This window comes from Planctopirus hydrillae, from assembly GCF_001707835.1.
GTDB classification, from domain to species: domain Bacteria; phylum Planctomycetota; class Planctomycetia; order Planctomycetales; family Planctomycetaceae; genus Planctopirus; species Planctopirus hydrillae.
Genome location: NZ_LYDR01000113.1, coordinates 1 through 16,715, shown reverse-complemented (window position 1 = coordinate 16,715; position 16,715 = coordinate 1). Strand labels below are relative to the sequence as shown.

Sequence of the window (16,715 nt, the reverse complement as noted above, 5' to 3'; positions counted from 1 at the left end):
AGGGAGATTGCAAATGATGTCATCGCGGCTGGGACTGGGGTGGATGCTGTGTTGTGCTTTGTTGCTGGCGGGTTGCCCAATGAATCCTGCGAATCAGGCAGGAGAAGGGGCAGTCAAAACCACTGACGGCAAGACATTGACACCCGTGGAAATCACCTTGAACTGGTTTCCTGAAGCTGAGCATGGTGGTTTTTATGCGGCTCTCGTGAACGGTTATTTTGAAGAGGAAGGACTGGCGGTCACGATCAAGCCGGGCGGGCCCGATATTCCTGTCGTGCAATATGTGGCTGCCGGCCAGACGCAGTTTGGTGTGGATAATGCCGATAAACTGCTGCTGGTGAGAGCTCAGGAAGCAGATGCTGTAGCAATACTGGCTCCACTGCAGGATAGCCCGCGCTGCATCATGGTGCAGGCGGAATCGGGGATTAAGACGTTTGACGATCTGGCCGCTAAACCGAAGTTCACGCTGGCAATGAATCCGGGTCAGCCATTTGCGATGTATCTGCAGAAGAAGCTGGATCTTTCAAAGGTGACCGTTGTGCCTTATGGGGGGAGTCTGGTGCCATTTCTGACGGAGAAGGACTTTGGCACGCAGGCGTACAACTTCAGTGAGCCCTTCAATGCCAGGAAGCAGAATGCCAATCCGGTGAATCTGATGGTGTCGGAACTGGGCTTTAATCCTTATACCAGCCTGCTGATTACCAGCCGCGAGTTGATTGAGAAGAATCCGGAGCTGGTCCAAAAGGTGGTGCGGGCTTCACTCAAGGGTTGGCGCAAGTATCTGGATGATCCTCATGGGACGAATACGTACATCAATTCGCTGAATAAAGAAATGGGGATGGATATTCTCGACTTTGGTGTGGAGACATTGAAGCCACTGTGCGAACCGGCCCGTTTGCCAGCCGGCCAGTTAGGAAAGATGGATCCTGCCGAATGGACAAAGCTCTCGCAGCAACTGGTGGAGATCGGAGCACTCGAAGCCAACCAGTCGGCTCCTGAGAAGGCGTATACGACGCAGTTTTTTGAAGCGGCGACCAAGCCTGAGAAATAGTTGGGCTGGAAATATCGTTCACTCGATTTTCGATGATGGAGTGGCAGAAAGCCGTGTATCATCATGCGAGATGATCTTCTGATGTGAACTGCCGGATCAACACGGCGAACTTCTGGAGTCGCGAGACGATGAGCTATTTTTTCTCGTTCGATATGCAGGTTGATCGCCCCTTTCGGTTCGACAAGGCCATGCCTGTACGTGCCCTGATCTGTGGCGGTGTATTGAGTCTTTCTGCTTGCGGGCCTGGTTTTACAGAGCCGATGCAGAAATCGCCGAACTCGATTATTGGGAAAACGACTCAGGATATTGGTGAGTTCAAGCCCGAGGAGAAGAAAGAAGTCAGCGATCAGAAGCTGAATGTCACCAATCCTGTGACTGGGCCGCTGGAGGCTTATCGGCCGATGGTGGAGCGCGTGGTGATTGCCCAGATCGATCAGGCACTCCGGCTTTATGAAGCGGAGAATGGGAAGTACCCAGCGACCTACGAAGAGTTCATGGAGCAGATCATCAAAAAGAACGGCATTCGGTTGCCTGTGCTGCCGGGCGGCTGGAAGTACGAATACAACGTGGCCGAGCATAAGCTGGAAGTGGTCCAGGACAAGCCGGCTGCCCCCTGAGCGATTCATGGCCGAATACGATCGAGTTCGCCCTCATCCCGGCCTTCTCCCATCGGAACGGGAGAAGGAGTGAGAGGTGAATGCTGCCCGCTTACTTATCGGTGGCGAGTTCTCGGACGAGTTTTTGCAGGCTTTCCTGGATCTCTGCGGGGGCCTGTTTGATCTGTTGCCGGTAGATGAGTTGTGTGGCCGTCAGGAGTTTTCGTGCCACGGTGCGATCATTGGCGGCGACAAGCAATTGCACAGTATCGATACGAAGTGCGAGAAAAGGGGCAGAGCCTTTTTCAAGCCTCGCTTCGGCGGCCTGCAATCCTTTGACGACCTGAGCTAACTGGGCTGGATCGATTGTGGTGCCGATGGCTTGCAGCAGTTCCCGTCGTTCGGCTGGACGATCTGCCACTTGTGGAATCGTGAGTAAAGCCCACTGGCTCAATCGTTTGGAATCGCTGCAGACCTTCCAGGCGCGGGTTAACAACAAGCCGGCTCGCCCTGATTCCTCGGGAGTCCAGTCTTTGGAGAAGGATTCGAGTTGTTCGGCTGCCTTTTGAATGAGCACCTGCAATTGTCGCTGGCGGGTGAGATCGGGTGTCGCAACGAGTTGTAGAAGTCCTTCGAGAACTGCGGCAGCAATTGTTGATGAAGGAAGGTTGGCAGGAGTTATCAGCTTTTCGGCGGCGAGGACATCCGGGCCACTGGCGATGAGGAGAATGCGGGCCTGTGTTTGCAGGGCCTGGAGTTTCTGGGTGGTGGGTTCGTGATTGAGCCGGGCCAATTCGTCATCGGCAAGCTGCAGAAACTCTTCGGCATTCGAGATTGCGGGTGGTGATTGCCGGACAGCAAGCCAGGCTGCTCTGACAAGGAGTTCAATTTCTCCCGCGGGAAGGGGTTGATGAACGGGACGATCTTTGACGAGTTGCTGCACGTCGTTCCAGACTTGTGCGGTCTGGGCAGGATCCTTCGGGGCCAGATCAAATTGGTCTTTCTCGAAGACATCGAGCAGCGTGAGCCTGGCTGTGGTTGAAAGAGGACTGGTGGGAGCGATCTGCCTGAGCCAGTTTTTCGCTGCTGTCCAGTTGTGTTGTTCGATCGCGAGTAAACCTAAGGATTTGAGCGCTTCGTCGCCGGCGGGCTGACCCGCGAACTGCCTGGCATTCTGGAGGAGTGCTGCCTGAGCGGCCGCTTGATGTGCGGGTGTGGGTTCTGTGCGGGCAATTTGTCCTAATGACCAGGCCCATAAGATGGCAGCCTGACTGGTGTACTTATTCGACTTTTCCATGCCGGCAACTTGTTCGAGCAGGGTCGCCGCCAGAGAGTAGTCCTGGAGTTCGACAGCGATCGAGCCAGCAATAAAGCCAAGTTCAGCGGCTGCATTGAGGCGTTTTTGGGAGATCGAGGTTTTAAAGGCCTGTTGGTATTGGGCGAGTGCTTCGGCTTTTCGTCCGTCGAGATAGGCAGACCTGGCCTGTTGTGTGGCTTGAGCGAGTTCGGGGCCGAGTTCCTTGATGATGTCGGCCTGATGCAACCAGCGGTCGGCACGATCCCACCAGACGGTTCCCAACTGCTCGCGGATTCGCGTCAAGGAAAGTTGAATCTCGGCTTCAAGTTCATCAGCCAGCATGGTCTGGCCTTGTGATGCGGCGAGATCGCGGGCACTTACCAGCGCTTCGATCTGCAGTTGCCAGACTGGGCCAGACGGTTTGTTGTTGGAAGCCTTGAGTTGACGGAAGAGTTCCAGTGCCTGGTCGTAATTCTTCTGAAGTAAGGCCAACTCCATCAGCCCCGAGGTACGCTGCTGCTCGTGAAAGGGAGATGGGGCGGGCTTTAAAGCCGTGAGCATCGCCATGGCCCGTGTGGTTTCACCGCGAAGCAGAACGGCTTTGGCAAGTATCAGTCGCCCTTCCCACTGGAGGACTTCAGAGATGTTTTGCGTCGAAAGTTGACGTGTCAGACTCTCGGCTTCGAGCAAATCATCGATCCGTTCAGATCGTTTGGGATCGACCAGAGAAGAGGCTGCCAGATACATCTGCGCCTGGCGAATCGTCAACAGGCTGTCAATGTGTCGAAGCTCGGCCAGTGAGGGGGCGGCATTTCGATCACCAGTCTGTTCAGGGATCGGTTGTCGTGATTTGAAGAGTGGTTGCAGACGTTCGCGAGCCTCGCGCAAGGCGCCAGCCGCTGTATGCAATTGTTCGCGGGCCTGTAAGGAACTGCTGTCATCTCGGGAAGCGGCCCGTGCATCGGCGTCAGTTAACTCGGCTTTGGTCGCGACAATGAAAGCCTGTTCGGCATTGAGCAGCGATTGCATGGCCGGTGTGGGCTGTTTGCGGATCTGATCATCCAGCAGGCGGCGGGCACGCTCGAGCAGTTCGTCACGTTCGGGATTCAAGACCCATCGGGCGTGCGCCACGAAGGTTTGAGCCAGTTCGATGGTTGTACGACTTTCGGATTCAACTCCTTCGCGTCTCTGCTCCAGGCGTCTGAGTAAGACTTCTTCGGCCGTCGAGAAGAGACGACGTTCTCTCAATCCTGCGAAATAACGAGCGTCGGCATCGTCAGCATCAATTGATCGAGCGTTGAGCCATACGGAAGATAGAACCATGCCTGTGATCAAAGCGATGCGAAATCGTGATACAAATTGAACCTGAAATGGTTGCGCTAACATATGAAGAAACATGCTTGCCCAAAGCTGCAAGCATGGCACAGTTTTGGGATCAAATGTCGTGGTTTGCCTCCAGGAGATTTGGCGCTGATCCTTTATGGCGAACATGCTTGACACTCCTGAAGGCATGTGGCAGACGCATTCATGCTTACATTGCTATCGAACTGTGGGCGCATGAAGAGATCCGCCCGCAACCACCCACCGGCGTGACTTATCAACAGGACGCACATGGCGCGGCTTCTTGTTGTCGTGCAACTGCACAACAACCCGGCCACAAGTTGGCCGGGCCACCCTTGGGTGACGATGATACCAACCCGTTTGAAGAAACATGCTTGCCCAAAGCTGCAAGCATGGCACAGCACCGACGACTTTGGGCACATGGTGAATCTTGTCGAGCGATGATGACTCAAAGACCTGGTGAAGTCTGGTTTGGGCCATCGGGCGATCCTTCAGGTGAGCAGAACAAGCCGGTTCAAGTTCGTTATTTGGGGACGTTTTATGGCCTCCTGCCATGGTTGTCCCACGTCAATCTCGACGAGTGATTAAGGAGCGGTGGCGGGTTTGGGTTTTTCCAGTTCTTTGAGTTCGAGTTTGCGAATGGCGGCTGTAGATGTAAATGAGCAGATGCCGAGGGGTTTGGAAGGTGCAACCTCGATGCGAATCGAGAGTTTGACATCCTTGAGAGGCTGCTCAATGACCTGTTCGCCATCGATCCAGACGACGATGTTGTCATCAGTGACGCGCAGCTTGATCGCGTACCATTTATTGTTTTCGAACGAGCGGTGAGTGCCGGTCTGGTTCTCCGAAGCATCCATGCCGTCGATGCTGGAGAGGCCGACGAGACCGCCGCCCCAGCCACCGATGATCAGGCTGCATGGATCGTCTTTAACGGGGAACGTAAGGCCACAAAAGAAGTCGCTGCCGTCGACCCGCATGGCTTCGATCTGAATTTCGTAGTTGGAAGTGGGGAGTTTGGGGCCATGCCAGGTGACGCCAGTGAGTGGTGAACCGACACCCAGCATGAGTTTTCCATCAGCGACGGAGACTTCTCCTTCGCCGCCGAACTCAGTGGATTTCCAGTTTTTGAGCGTTTTTCCATCGAAGAGAGCGATTAACTGAGGAGCTTTGGCGTTGGCTGGCGGTGCGGGCTTTTCCTCGCAACTGGTTTCGTTGAGTAACGCCTCTTTGGGAGCTGGTTCCGGCTTGGAAGTGGCATCGTCACCGACGAGATCAGGGACTGCGGGAGGTGTGGTTGGCTCTGCAGGAGTCGTCGAAGAAGCTGCGGGAGCGGGAGAAGTTGCGGATGCGCCCAAAGAGGGAGACTGGTCGTTGGCCGGAGTTGTGGGTGCAGGCTTCATCTCGCTGGCCGGTGCGGATTGGTCTGTTAATCCGACATCAGGAGCTGTGGAGGACGGACTGGATGCTGTCGCAGTGGAGACGGCATCCGCTGTCGTCGTTGCATCCCCTTTGGTCGCCTTCCCTGAGGGCAAGGGAGCCATGGGCTGGCAGCCAAACGATGTGAGAGTGGCGATGAACACCCAGGCTGCCATGTGGTGCGGGAGAGAATACAACTCAGGGAAATGAGCGAATGTCGGATTCGAACTGTTGGTTGTTGAACCGATCCACAGGTTACGCATGGCGACTGATCCGAATAATGGCTGGTTCTTTTGAAAGCTCTGGAGATCATAGCAGATCTGAGGGTCGATATGCTGCTCAAAAGTGTGGTGGTCGCTGGGGGATGATTGAAGGTGAGTCGAAGGTTGCGAAGAAGATGTTGGAGGGGTGGGAGCCAGTGACGTGGTTTGACGCTGGGGAGTTGCAGTCGGGAGCACTGCTGGCAAGCCAGCAGTGCTCCCGAGAAACCAGCAGTTGCACTTGATGAGCCAGAAGTGGCACATGGAGTGAACGTTATGAATGCCAATGGCTTGTGCACGACGGGGACTCTTGAGCCTGCGGAAGAATGCCATCCGGGTCAGAAGAGAGTTTTGTGATGAGGTGGGGCGGATGGCGCGGCATCTTGTTGTCGTGTTGAACACGACAACCCGGCCACGAGTTGGCCGGGCCACCCGGCACCCGAGCCAAAGAGTGGTTTGGTGTCGAGGACATGTGGGAAGAGCACTGCTGGCAAGCCAGCAGTGGCACCCGATGAACCGGTAGTAGGACCCAATCAGCCAGCAGTGGCACGCTATGAACTCGTCGTAGCACACGACGAGTTCATAGTGGTATTGAGGTGGGATTGGGCGAGATTCAGGCGAAGGCCATCACTCGATGTTTGGCGGGTGGGGCAATCATGCGTGTGTAATCTTCCAGAGCACCAGACGCGGCGTCGGGTGCCAGGAGGCCTGTGCGAACCAGAGCCCCCATGACAGTTCGTGGATCTTCCTGCTGCGTCGCCAGTACGAAGACGGTTTCTGTCGCGGTCATCAAGCCAAGTCTTACGGCGACAGCACAGAACCGATCGCCCGTCACTTCCTGATGTTTGAGAATGCTGTGCAGTTCGGCAATGTCGAGATAGCCCATCCGCACGGCGAGTTCACCGCACTGGACGTGTGGAGTCTGGCAATCGAGCAGAACACGAGAGATTGACGGAACATCGAGGAGTCTCTGCTGGACGAGCCAGCGGCTGAAACGTGTCTGCGTGATGAGTTGCTGGAGCTGACGGTCACGTTCATCCATGACGTGGCGAACAATCGTGCGATTGCGTCCGTTACGTTTGGCTTCGTAGAGACATTCGTCGGCGACGGCAATCAGGCGGTCACCAATCCCGGTTTCGCCTCGACGAGGAATGGCAATGGCAGCACCCACACTGACTGTGATTTTGACCGGGGTGGAGCCGAAGCGGAACGCTTCTTTTTCGACGTTCTCGCGAATACGTTCGGCCAGTCGTTCGACACCTTTTTCGGAAGGCTGGCTGACGAGGACAACAAACTCTTCGCCACCAAAGCGAGCGAGTGTATCGGCGACGCGAACGGTTTCGGAGAAGATCTGGGCTACGCGTTTAAGAACCTGATCACCGAACTGGTGACCAAAAGTGTCGTTCACGTTCTTGAAGTGATCGACATCAATAAAGATGACAGCCAGAGGCTGGGCAGCCCGCACACAACGATGGACTTCTCGAAGAAGAACCTCATCGAAGAATTTGCGGTTATGGACTCCCGTGAGCGGATCGTGCAGCGCCTGTTGCTGCAATTCGCGATTGCGCGTTTCGAGTTCCCGCTTCTCCTGTTCGGCGACATGCTGCCGGATGGAAGCCTGGGTGCTGGCGACATGTTCGCGCAAAGCGAGTTGTACGAGTTGTTCGTTGGCCTGAATCATCAGGTCGGCCGAACTTTGCAGATGAGAGAGACTGACGTTAAAGAGTTCAGCCGCCTGTCGGCAGCGCTCTTCGATATTGCCCAGGAAGACAACCAGATCGTCTTCAGTCATCTCGAGGCAATGGCTGGAGATTTCGCGCAGGCTGTGGAGTGCGAGACCTTTGTTGGCCGTGCAGAAATAATCGGCGGCGGCGGCACTGAAGGCCATGGCATTGAGCAGCCGGGCGTTAGGATCGGTGCCGAGTTCGAGGACTTTTTCGAGGGGGGCATGATGAAAGGCAGCCGCATGGATAATGCCTTCGGGCAGTTTCCAGAGTGTCATCATCTGCTGAGCGATCTGGACGTGTGTGAATCCCAGATGAGCTTCTTCGAGTTGCGATAAAGTGTTTCCGGGAAGTTTGGCTTCTTCCAGAACAGCAATGTACTCGTTGGGAATAGTTTTGAGCATGGCGAGCCGGCCCAGTTCGAGCAGCAGGCCAGTAAGGAAGTATTCTCCACGTTGTGCGGGTTCAAGTTTCTGGCCAATCAGTTCGGCAGTGGCAGCCTGAACGACGGAGTGAACCCAGAAGTTGCGATAATGCTCGGCTTTGGGGCCAGTCTGGAGCGATTCATCTGTGAGAGAGAAGCTGAGTGCTAAAGAGGTGGCGACGGTTGTTCCCAGGATGGAAACAGCGCGATCCATGGCTTTGACTTCGCTGCGCACGCCGAAATAGCTGGCGTTGGCCGCTTTCACCAGTTTGGCACTGATGGCGGGATCGAGTTTGATGGTTTCGACGACATCTCGAATTTCTGACTCAGGATCACGCACGATTTCGAGCAATCGGACAGCGACAGCCGGGAGAGTGGGAAGTTGAGCAGAATTCCAGATACGTTCAACGGGAATCATGTTGGGACCTGTGGCAAATCGAGAACCGGGACGAAGTGAAAGCCCGCCAGTGGCAGATCCTGATGATTGATCAGGAAACGAATCTGGCAGATCGTAAAGATCATTTGTTGAGGAGCTAACCTGCGGCGGGAAGTCTCCTCGCCTCACAAAATTCAGTCGAGCTAGACGTGGCAGCCAACCCAGCGTTCGAGTTTGTCGCGCAGACCATCCGGGGTGAACGGCTTGACGAGATAATCAGAAACACCGGCTTGAATGGCGAGCACCACGCGAGCACGTTCGGCTTCGGTGGTGATCATGATGATCGGGATCGTCGTGTTTCGCTGGCGGATCTCTTTCAGAAGAGTGAGACCATCCATATTGGGCATATTCCAGTCGCTGAGCACGATGTCGAAAGTGTGCGCCTCGAAGGCGGCCAGAGCCTGCACACCATCTTCGGCTTCGACAATGTCGTTTACATTGAGCTTATTGAGGCAGCGCTTCTGGATAGTCCGCATGGTGCCTGAGTCGTCAACGAGCAAAACTTTCATCAGATGATCCTTAGAGGAGTCTGTTTTACGGGCAAACTGTCTCGTGGTTAAATCTTGCAGGGGCAGAGTTTCGATGGATGTTTAATAACGTCAATTTTATTGATGAATGAGCCAGCGGGCCGGGGCCTGTTGTCGAATTCAAGGTCTATTGAACAGGAAGATTTGAGAAACCAACTTCGATGGTGAATGGCCCCAGATCGGAATCGAATGAGAGGACCATCGGGATGACGTTGGACGGAAAATGAACGGTATGGTCATCGCCTGAGACAACATTCGGAATGCTGATCAGTAACGAATACTTGGCGAGCTGGGCTTTGGCGTGGCCGGCAATCATGTTGGTGACTTCACCGACAGCATCACAGACTTCGGCGTTGACCTGAGTGACTTCTGCTCCGACGAGTCGATGCAGAATTTCGATGGCTGTGGAACTGGTGAGATTGAGCACCAGAGTTCCTGCGGCCTGACCAGAGAGTCCAATGACAGCGCTGACACCACTGGAGGGTTGGCTGACTTCTGCCGGGTCTGACCTGAGCGAGAGACCGGTGCGTGTGGCTGTCGCGTTGAGCATGGTCGAAAAGACCGTGCGCGTAGCGGCAATCACTGGATTGACGTATTCGGCAGTCATACGGGATGTGGCGGAAGCAGTGACGACTGCAGACATGCAAAGTCTCCTCGTAGATGGGGCCTCGCCCCGACAGATACGACAATGCAAACTTAGTTCAGGAATTTTGGAGGTGCTGCAAAAATGCAACGAGGGATCGCTTTTTTGCGAGAGAACGAGGAGTTTTCCTGAAGCTCGCGAGAGAGGTATCGAGGTTTATCACCGAAGCAAGAAGGGTTTTGCCTCATCGAGAGGGGGTTTCGAACCACTCGAGCGGCATGGCGTTGTCAGAGGTTGGGTGGGGAACGCATGATTTTCAGTTCCACGCTGTTTGTCCCGAGAAATGCTCGAAAGCCACCTATTGGAGAGGACAGAACAGTGACGTCTGCAAGGCCGCACATGTGGTGCAAATACGACGAGTGTTCGTCAATCTCCCCACGGCATGAGGTGTTAGCCTCAATTTTCTATGGGAGCGAAAATATCGACTGGAACTTATGCGGAAGTTGATAGATTACCGGCGATGATGTTTTGGCTTTGAACTGAAGTTTTGTGAATGAGCCTCCATTCCTAGGTGTTTCTACCAGTAGTGCACGCAATTGCTTCACAAGCCTGGAAATGATCATGACTCACTGGTTTCTCCGGGATTGAGTCAACGGTGATGAGATCATTTCCTGAAGGTGGGTTGTGGGGATTGCTCACTTCCACTTCACGAGGAGTTTTGTCTGCCGCATGCTCAATGCGTTCATGCAGTTGTTTGAAATTGTTTCCCGGGCGGAGCTAACCATCTCGCAGCCCGCCGGGGAATCATGACGGGCCACATGTCTAACTTTCGCGAGACTTAATTATGGTGATGTTGCCTCACACACCGCTGTCTTTCCCGGGAATACCACTTCGTCCGACAAGTCATTCTGCTTCCTCAACCGTCGCTGGCGTCCACGCGGTGACGGATCATGTCGAATCCGGAGGGACGGTCACAGAGACAGCCCTCAAGGATGCCACCGAGAAGCAGGAAACCCGAACTTCCGCCAGGCCCCAGGGAGTGGGGAATCGCCTGGTGCGTGTCTATCTGGTGGATGATCATCAGATGATTCTCGATTGTCTTTCCGCCTATCTGACGGCTGACAGTCAGTTTGAAGTCGTCGGGAAAGCCACCAACACTGAACAGGCAATCATAGAAATTGCGCAGATACAGCCTGATGTGGTGGTCATGGATGTGGAGCTGCCAGGTCGAAGCGTCTTCGATGTGGCTGAAACCTTGCGCACGAAAGCTCATGGAGTGCGCGTGATTTACCTTTCGGGTTATGCCAGCGATGTGCTCCTTTCGAGAGCCCTTAAGCCAGGATGCTATGGGTATCTGCTCAAGGGAGAGCCAGTCAGTGCCATCCGCCAGGCGATTCTCCGGGCCATTGATGGTGAGATGAGCTTTTCTCCGGAGATCCGGCAAAGGCTGGCACAGGATCCGGTGTCCCGCCGGTTTTCCCTCCCGGCAGATACGCCGCTGACGGGCTTGACGGGGCGTCAACTGGAAGTTCTGCGACATCTGGCGAATGGAGCCAGCGTGAAAGAAATTGCCCGCCTGATGCATCTTTCACAAAAGTCGGTGGATAGCCACAAGTACCGAATTATGCACAAGTTGGGAATTCATGACCGGGTAGAACTGGCGCGGTTTGCCATTCGCGAAGGATTGACGAAGCCCTAAAATCACCTTCGAGATCTCTTTCCGCTCGACGGAATTCTGGGCTGTATCCAGACGGGCGGTCGCATTGATTTGCATGGTTTGACCAGAGACTCCCACAATTTCGTGAACACGAGATTGTTCGGGAGTTTTACTCTTTTTCCAGCCGCTGCGAACGATTTGGAAGTGGTGTGGCGATCAGTGATCCGCGAGCGAAAAACTTATCGGGCCTCATTTCGTTCCGCTCAGTTGATGAATCTCATTGCCGTCGTTACCTTATAGAGTTCCGCGAAGAAGCCACGGAAGAACCAACTCCCTCACTGGGTGTACGACGTTTATCGTGGTATTCGATGTTATTTGCGTAAATGCAGTTGAGGATAAGAGTTGTGACGACGGCTATCAAGTCTGCTCCCGACCGGACATCATTTGTCAAGCCCGCTGACGTGGCCCCTAAGTGGTTTGTCGTGGATGCGGAAGGTCAAATTGTCGGGCGTCTGGCAACCCAGATTGCCACAGTATTGATGGGCAAGCACAAGCCTGAGTACACACCGCATGTGGATACCGGCGATTATGTGATTGTCCTGAATGCTGGTAAGGTGCAGTTCACCGGTGGTGGGATGGTCCATCCCGAACACCCTGCGTTCACCACCAAGATGGCCAAGAAGAAATACTGGTGGGTCACAGGCTGGCCTTCGGGTTTGCGAAACATTCCCGCCATTAATCTCTGGGAAAAGAAGCCCGAAGAGATTCTGCGACTGGCTGTTAAGCGTATGCTTCCCAAGACTGCACTGGGACGCCACATGCTCGACAAGCTCAAGCTTGTTGAAGGGGATGTCCATCCTCATCAGGCTCAGAAGCCAGAGGCTTTTCCACCTCACCTGATGCCGGCCAAGGTTGTCTCGTAGATCTCATCGCCTCGTGATCTCAACCCTTGGTGATGAGGCGGTTCATGCTGCTGATCGCCTTGACGAATTCCACAAGTTACCATTTCTGATCTCGAAATTTTTGAGAACGTTTCTGATATGTCAGACGAAATCACACTTGCCGATCCCACTGCTCCCGCCTCACCTGCCGGTGTCACCACTGGTTCTGAATTGACGCTCGGAAGCGAAGTTGTCGCTCCTGTTGCGGAAGTTCAGGAAGAAAAGGTTGTTCACCGCCGTGGTCGTATCGACCGGTTTGGCGTGGCGATGGGGACTGGTCGTCGCAAGACCTCGGTTGCCCGTGTGCGACTGAAGCCAGGTTCGGGTTCGATTACCATCAACGACCGAACCTTTGAAAACTACTTCCCGATTGAACGTGACCGCCTGAAGATTGAAGCTCCTCTTCGCGCTTGCGAAAAGTATGGCCAGGTCGATATCTGGGTGCGTGCTGAAGGTGGTGGTTCGACCGGTCAGACGGGTGCTGTGATTCTGGGTATTGCCCGTGCTCTGGACGTGATGTTCCCGAACCTGCATCAGACACTCGCTGATGGTGGTTTCCTGACACGAGACAGCCGCATGGTGGAACGTAAGAAATACGGCTTCAAGAAAGCTCGTCGCAGCTTCCAGTTCTCGAAGCGTTAATCAGAGAGTTTCGAAGCCTGGCTTTGCCACTTTGAAGAGAGAAATTCGCAGCCCTGGAGGATCTTTGATCGCCAGGGCTTTTTCTTTCAATCTGTCGCTGTTCTGGATGATGGTCCCACATGTTAAGGTGATATGCGACTATCGAACTCGGTTCTGACAGTCGATTCCAGCTGGTGAAGTCGTCCATCTGCGGGATCTGAATGACCTGACAGTGAATGTTCGGTGCGCAGAAGAAAGCAAGAACACGTCGAGCAGAAGAGGAGGTCGATCATGTTCAGCGAACTCCTGCAACCTGATCTGCGACTGATGCTTTTGGAGGATGATCAATACGGGCTCCATGAGTTTTGCCTGGCACTTTACCCGGCGGTGGCAGCCGAGGTGTTGCATGGGCTGGAGCCGGCGGACGTCTGGCGAGTGCTCAAGGCGAGTGATGTCGAGCGGCAAGCCGAGATTTTTGCGTTCATCGATCCGCCACAGCAATTGGAACTCGTCGATAATGTCGAGCGTGAGCATCTTTCCAAGCTGATTGAAGTGATGTCGGCCGATGACCGTGTCGATCTGCTGGGGCGTATGGATGAAGACCATGTGGAGAGTCTTCTCCCACTGGTGGCCAAGGCGGAACGCGAAGAAATTCGCAAGATGCTCAGCTATCCGGAGGATTGTGCCGGTGCGATTATGACGACGGAGTATGCGTCGTTACCTGAGGATATCACTGTCCGGGAAGCACTGGATCGTCTGCGGCAACAGGCACCGGATAGTGAGACGATTTACTATATCTACATCACCGATTCCAATCGCGCTTTACATGGTGTGATTACATTACGACAACTGATTCTGGCCAGGCCGGGCCTGCGACTGGCCGATCTGATGCGTCGGGATGTGGTGGCTGTCAAGGTGAGTGACGACGCGGAAGAGGTGGCTCGCCAACTGGCTCTGTTTGACCTGATTGCCATTCCGGTCGTCGATGAAGAGAACCGTCTGGTGGGAATTATTACCCACGATGATGTGCTCGATCTGGTGCAGGAAGAAGCCAATGAAGATGCGTATCTTCAGTCGGCTATCGAACCACTGGAGAACGACTATCTGGAGACGCCAGTCGTTACGATGGCGAAGAAGCGCGGCGTCTGGCTGTTGTTGCTGGCTGCTGTGGGGTTTATCACAGCCAAGGTGAATGAAGGTTTTGAAGGGGTGAGCAGTCGGCATGACTGGCTGAGCTGGTTTTTGCCGCTGGTGCTGGCCAGTGGTGGTAATACGGGTTCACAATCGGCCACGCTCGTGATTCGCGCGATTACAGTCGATCGATCGGCGACGCGACAGAAAGTGCGTATTGCCAGTCATGAGTTAATGACTGGTTTTCTGCTGGCCAGTGCGATGTCGGCCTTCAGTTTTCTGGCAGTGATGTTTCTGTTTGGCCGCAATCTGCAGGAAGCGATGGTGGTTGCCGGTACCATTGGACTGGTGGTGACGATGGGCACGTTGCTCGGTTCGGCGCTCCCACTGATCTTTGATCGCCTGGGGATGGACCCGGCGTTGATGTCCAACCCGCTGATCTCTTCGTTGAGTGATATTCTGGGTGTCGTCATCTACTTCAGCACTGCGATCCTTATTCTGGAAATGCTGTTGTAAGCACCGGGGAGCGAGGGTCTCTTGCTCCTTCTCCCGTTCTGACGGGAGAAGGTTGGGATGAGGGCGAGCTCGAACGTTGTTGGCGTTCTATTAACCAGCGGCCTCAACGCGGAATGCTTTTCATCTCTGGACACTGACAGTCAATCGGCACCCCTGCGAAAGCCTTTGTGAAGCATGCATATCGATCGGGAAGACCCTCACCCGGCCCTCTCCCACGAAGACGCGGGCGAGGGTTTCAGAGGATGATGGTTCCAGGGTGTGAGCAGGGCATGAAATTAGTACACCACGAAGGGCACGAAGAACACGAAGGGGAATTCAGGGATAAATTGCGAGTGGCAGCGGGAATGTGTCCTGCCTGATCTTCCTGGTGAACTTCGCGGCTTCGCGTGAGGAGGGTTTGAAATTCGGAGGTCTCTCGCGACGGCGCGAAGGGGGAAGCGAAAGAGTTTGGGCGTTGTTTGGGACAGGAGAGACGCCACAAGTTGGCCGGGCCACCCGCGAAGGCGCGAGGGGTGAAGAGTTGGTGCATTTCGCTGGCGCTGCATGGCACCCTACGGTTGGAAGAATGGAGAAGACCCTCACCCTGCCCTCTCCCACGAAGACGCGGGCGAGGGTTCCAGAGGGCGAGTTGACCTGTCAGGTGCGAGGCGTTTGCTTGTTCGAAGATGTTGGCAGGAAATGCATTTAATGCATCACGAAGAGCTAGAAGATTAAAGGCGAGAATCTGGAAGAAGGCTTTTTGAGGCCCAAGGCCAGCAATGAGGATCGCAGCCAAGGAGATCATGGGGGGGGCTGAAGACAAGACAACAGTGGTGTGAGACGGGTTGAAAGAAAGCAACCTTCACGAATCAGTCTTGATAATGCAATTTTGTACGGTAACCTTGTGGCGAAGATCTGGGCATCAGACTGAAATACCATCTGGGGTGTGTTACATGCAGAGCATTCTCAATGACCTCATGAATCACGCTGATCTGGTCTGAAATATGACTTAGATGTTTGCGTGAGAAGTACAAGCCGTATTCACCATATGCATCAATTCGAACTTGATAACATCTAGTTATTCATAAGCATACATCTACACATTTCATCTTATAGCCCGCCCTTAAGGCCAGGTTTTCTGTTTGTACATTTGTCATTCAAATAAGGTCTTTAATGATGGGTCAAAATCAGGACGGATATCTTTACGCAGCCTATAAGCAGACGGTTGCCATGCCATTGCTATTCATCTCCATTCTTTCCGGAATTTGTGCATTCGTCTTTTTTACAGACTTGTACTGGTGGACTTTGGTTCCAGCTTTGATATGCGGCCTCACCGGTTGGGCTTCCATCATTCTCCTAATATCCTCCTCAAAGGTCATTGAAGAGGAGAAGAAAGCCAAAGCAAACGCCAAATTGGACGAAGATCCTTCAGTCGAGCCTTCAAGCACTGCTCAACTCGTAGAAGCTGAAGAAAAGTCGGGAGCTATTGGAGTTGCGACAGCCTTGGGAGTCGTGGCCCTGATTCTGGTTGTTGGTTTCAAATTAGTCGGGAAGATAGACAGGTTTGTGAACAATCGAGCCGCAGGTGATATGGAGATAAAAAAGGCTCCGGCAGTCCTTGATAAAGATTTACAAGATCAATTCTTACGTAAAAACAAATAGATGCCTGTTCCACCTCTTCTCACAATGATGGAAGAGGCTCGCAAACGGCAGCTTGGCACCTTGAATTCCTCAGCCGATTCAGAAGTGGAGAAGGCCGGGATGAGGGCGAGTTCGAACGTATGGGGTGGGCATTTCACAAGCGGCCTCATCGCAGGACGCTCTTGGCCTCTCGCCAATGTCAGACAATCGGCACCCCTGCGAAAGCCTTTGTGAAGCATGCATATCGATCGGGAAGACCCTCACCCTGCCCTCTCCCACGAAGACGCGGGCGAGGGTTTCAGAGGATGATGGTTCCAGGGTGTGAGCAGGGCATGTGATTGGTTCACCACGAAGGACACGAAGAACACGAAGGGAATTCAGAGATCAGTTGTGAGTGGCATGCGGGAATGTGTCCTGCCTGATCTTTTTGGTGAACTTCGCGGCTTCGCGTGAGGAGGGTTTGAAATTCGGAGGTCTCTCGCGACGGCGCGAAGGGGGAAGAGTTGGTGCATTTCGCTGGCGCTGCATGGCACCCTACGGTTGGAAGAATGGAGAAGACCCTCACCCTGCCCTC

13 protein-coding genes are annotated in these 16,715 nt (G+C 54.1%); 8 read left to right on the top strand and 5 right to left on the bottom strand.

Annotated elements, in window-relative coordinates; genetic code table 11:
* Window positions 1-13: 13 nt before the first annotated feature.
* Together A6X21_RS13635 and A6X21_RS13630 are read left to right on the top strand one after the other, a co-directional pair.
* Window positions 14-1,051: an ABC transporter substrate-binding protein gene (locus A6X21_RS13635; protein WP_240490262.1), complete on the top strand. Its 1,038-nt coding sequence runs from the start codon at window positions 14-16 to the stop codon at window positions 1,049-1,051.
* A 128-nt stretch (window positions 1,052-1,179) separates the two neighbouring features.
* The gene (locus tag A6X21_RS13630; RefSeq protein ID WP_131818337.1) at window positions 1,180-1,668 is read left to right on the top strand and encodes a hypothetical protein; all 489 of its coding nucleotides are present in this window, start codon (window positions 1,180-1,182) and stop codon (window positions 1,666-1,668) included.
* A 91-nt stretch (window positions 1,669-1,759) separates the two neighbouring features.
* Here A6X21_RS13630 and A6X21_RS13625 read toward each other — a convergent pair whose 3' ends face one another.
* Window positions 1,760-4,267 carry a hypothetical protein gene (locus tag A6X21_RS13625; RefSeq protein ID WP_131818336.1) on the bottom strand — a complete coding sequence of 836 codons (2,508 nt, stop codon included), beginning with the start codon at window positions 4,265-4,267 and terminating at the stop codon, window positions 1,760-1,762.
* 26 nt (window positions 4,268-4,293) lie between these two features.
* On the opposite strand from A6X21_RS13625, the gene A6X21_RS13620 reads away from it, so the two are divergent.
* Entirely contained in the window at window positions 4,294-4,869 is a 576-nt protein-coding gene (locus tag A6X21_RS13620; RefSeq protein ID WP_131818335.1) for a hypothetical protein, read from the top strand.
* Here the strand turns inward: A6X21_RS13620 and A6X21_RS23740 are convergent, their stop codons facing one another.
* From A6X21_RS23740 to A6X21_RS13600, 4 genes are all read right to left on the bottom strand, one after another.
* Window positions 4,870-5,964, bottom strand: a complete 1,095-nt coding sequence (locus tag A6X21_RS23740; protein WP_165603797.1) for a 3-keto-disaccharide hydrolase — start codon at window positions 5,962-5,964, stop codon at window positions 4,870-4,872. It abuts the gene before it with no gap.
* Window positions 5,965-6,574: 610 nt separating this feature from the next.
* Complete coding sequence (locus A6X21_RS13610) at window positions 6,575-8,527, bottom strand: sensor domain-containing diguanylate cyclase (RefSeq protein ID WP_068848716.1); 1,953 nt, start codon at window positions 8,525-8,527, stop codon at window positions 6,575-6,577.
* Window positions 8,528-8,688: 161 nt separating this feature from the next.
* The gene (locus tag A6X21_RS13605) at window positions 8,689-9,054 is read right to left on the bottom strand and encodes a response regulator (protein WP_013111127.1); all 366 of its coding nucleotides are present in this window, start codon (window positions 9,052-9,054) and stop codon (window positions 8,689-8,691) included.
* A gap of 145 nt (window positions 9,055-9,199) precedes the next feature.
* Window positions 9,200-9,715 (bottom strand): chemotaxis protein CheX, encoded by a 516-nt coding sequence (locus tag A6X21_RS13600; protein ID WP_083233606.1) that lies wholly within the window; start codon window positions 9,713-9,715, stop codon window positions 9,200-9,202.
* A 784-nt stretch (window positions 9,716-10,499) separates the two neighbouring features.
* On the opposite strand from A6X21_RS13600, the gene A6X21_RS13595 reads away from it, so the two are divergent.
* From A6X21_RS13595 to A6X21_RS13570, 5 genes are all read left to right on the top strand, one after another.
* On the top strand, window positions 10,500-11,354 hold the full coding sequence (locus A6X21_RS13595) for a response regulator transcription factor (protein ID WP_068848714.1): 855 nt from the start codon (window positions 10,500-10,502) through the stop codon (window positions 11,352-11,354).
* Window positions 11,355-11,716: 362 nt separating this feature from the next.
* Window positions 11,717-12,235, top strand: coding sequence for a 50S ribosomal protein L13 (gene rplM / locus A6X21_RS13590; protein ID WP_110766462.1), 519 nt, complete (start codon window positions 11,717-11,719; stop codon window positions 12,233-12,235).
* 117 nt (window positions 12,236-12,352) lie between these two features.
* The gene (rpsI, locus tag A6X21_RS13585) at window positions 12,353-12,895 is read left to right on the top strand and encodes a 30S ribosomal protein S9 (protein WP_068848710.1); all 543 of its coding nucleotides are present in this window, start codon (window positions 12,353-12,355) and stop codon (window positions 12,893-12,895) included.
* 270 nt (window positions 12,896-13,165) lie between these two features.
* Window positions 13,166-14,521, top strand: coding sequence for a magnesium transporter (gene mgtE, locus A6X21_RS13580; protein ID WP_068848708.1), 1,356 nt, complete (start codon window positions 13,166-13,168; stop codon window positions 14,519-14,521).
* A gap of 1,152 nt (window positions 14,522-15,673) precedes the next feature.
* A complete protein-coding gene (locus A6X21_RS13570) occupies window positions 15,674-16,162 on the top strand; it encodes a hypothetical protein (protein WP_068848704.1) in 489 nt (162 codons plus the stop codon).
* Window positions 16,163-16,715: the final 553 nt, after the last annotated feature.